General features: G+C 68.5%; 2 protein-coding genes. Both read right to left on the reverse strand.

Translation table 11 applies throughout. The annotated features are described in order from the left end of the window. Positions 1 to 308: 308 nt before the first annotated feature. Positions 309 to 1079 (reverse strand): IS21-like element helper ATPase IstB, encoded by a 771-nt coding sequence (istB, locus tag WAX14_RS12745; protein ID WP_422628426.1) that lies wholly within the window; start codon positions 1077 to 1079, stop codon positions 309 to 311. After that, on the reverse strand, positions 1076 to 1978 hold the full coding sequence (locus WAX14_RS12750) for a Mu transposase domain-containing protein (RefSeq protein WP_422628427.1): 903 nt from the start codon (positions 1976 to 1978) through the stop codon (positions 1076 to 1078). Before WAX14_RS12750 ends, istB begins: the two co-directional genes overlap by 4 nt. Positions 1979 to 2104 lie beyond the last annotated feature (126 nt).

Consider the following 2104-nt stretch of genomic DNA (forward strand, 5'->3'; position numbering starts at 1 on the left):
ATGCCCGCGTTCCTTGCTGGTCTGGTTGCCTGAAGAACACCCAGCTCACAAGGGCGCGGGCCCTTTTTCAATCACCGACACGGCACGGGGTCGGACAACATCACGCCCCTACGAAGTGCGAAGAGCCGGAATGGCCGGCCTCCGGGCGTTCGAATGCCAGGACCGGCGGTTCCGGAAAGAAGGACCGAACATGAGAAGGCGCATCCTTGTCAAGGGACATGAGGGCGTCCCTGTGGGCGGACAGGTGGTGTCCCTGTGCGCGGACAGCTGATCTCCCTGTCGGCGGTCAGCTGATCTCCCGCACCGGGTCAGGTCAACGGAATCACCCCGCGTCCGGCGGTGGCGTCCTGCAGCCGCAGTGAGGTGCCCTCGGTGATCACGACATGCGCGTGGTGCAGCAACCGGTCGACCGCGGCGGTCGCGAGGGTTTTCGGCATGATCGTGTCGAACCCGGACGGGTGAAGGTTGCTGGTCACCACCACACTGCGACGCTCGTAGGCGGCGTCGACGAGCCGATAGAACGCTTCGGCGGCGGCCTGACCGGACGGCAGCATGCCGATGTCGTCGACGACGATCAACTCGGCGCGGGTGATCTTGGTGATGGTCTTGGTGATCGACCCGTCCACCGCCGCCCGCCCGATCGCCGCGGTCAACGATTCGAGACTGAACCACGACACCCGCATCCCCGCGTCGATCACCGCATGCGCGAGCGCCTCGACGAAATGCGTCTTGCCGGTCCCCGACGGCCCACTGACCGCCAGGTTCTCGGCGCGCTGCACCCATTCCAACGTAGCCAGGGCCTGCTGGGTCGGAGCCGGAATCGACGAATCCTGTTCCCGCCATGAAGAAAACGTCTTCCCGGCGGGAAGCCCCGCGGTTTTGCGGCGCATCGCCTTCGTCGCCTCGTCCCGACCACGGACCTCCTCGTCGAGAAGGACCTTGAGGACCTCGGTCGGATCCCACCGCTGCGCTTTCGCGGTCGCCAGCACCTGCGGCGCGGCAGCCCGGAGATACGGCAGGCGCATCCGCTTGAGGACGGCAACCAGATCGTCGGGCAACGGTGGCGCAGTAGGGTTCATGACCCGACTCCGGTTCCGGCGGCACCGAACCCGGCCCAGGCCGCGGTGCCGGGCTGAACCGAATGCGCCTCGTCGGCGACGACGCGCCCGGACTCGGCTGCGGTGTCGGTGTGGTGCGCGACGATCGCCGGCAGATCACCGTCGGAGAATCGGCCGGCCTCGGCCGCCACCGCCAACGCTGCATCGACGGTGGCGGCGCCGACGAACACCGCCAACTCCACCGCGGCGGTCATCTTCGCCCGGATCCGCACCGTCCCGGCCGCCGACGCCGCGATCAACCAGGTGTGCGCGCCGGGCCCGAGATCGAGGAACCGGGCCTCGGCCGCGGAGCGGGCCTTCGGGACCGGCGGCTTCGGGGCACCATCCGGGTCCTGCGGATGGCTCGGGTAGTGCGCCGGGTCGATCCGCGGATTCCCCGGCGTCGAAAGCAGATGCCGGGCAACCTCACTCAAACCCCGCTTGTTCTCGGCCCAGTCCGGGGCCTGTGGCAGCGCGTCGAGATCGGCAACGACCACCAGGTCGGTGCCGGCAGCGCGCACCCACACTTCGGCGCCGACCAACCCGGGCGGGGTCGAATAGCGCACCGACCCGAACCGGATCGTCTGATCGGTGCCGACACTGCGGGTGGTGCCCAGCGCCAGGGTGTGCGGGGCCGACGGCAGCGTGTGCAGGCGGGCGCGTTCCTCGGCCAGCGCCTCGTCCGGGATGCGGGCGCTCTCGCGGTGCCGACGCGCATTGACCGTGGCGCAGAACCGCTCGCAGGCCGCCTCGAGCTCGGCGAACGAAACATAGTCCGGCAGCAGATTCGCATCCGTGGGCACCAGATCCGCTTTGGCGATCTTGACGGTTGCTTCGCTGCCGCCCTTCGATTCCGGGTCGAACGGGACGCAGGTGTGCACTGAGGTTTCCCCCTGAAAGTGGACATCGATTTGGCGGGACACCGGTCCCGCTGGAAGGATGCCACCATGCCCCCTCGTAAACGCCGGTCGTTCACCGCCGAGTACAAAGTCGAGGCTGCCCACCGC

It is taken from the genome of Rhodococcus sp. (in: high G+C Gram-positive bacteria), assembly GCF_049299235.1.
Lineage (GTDB): Bacteria > Actinomycetota > Actinomycetes > Mycobacteriales > Mycobacteriaceae > Rhodococcus.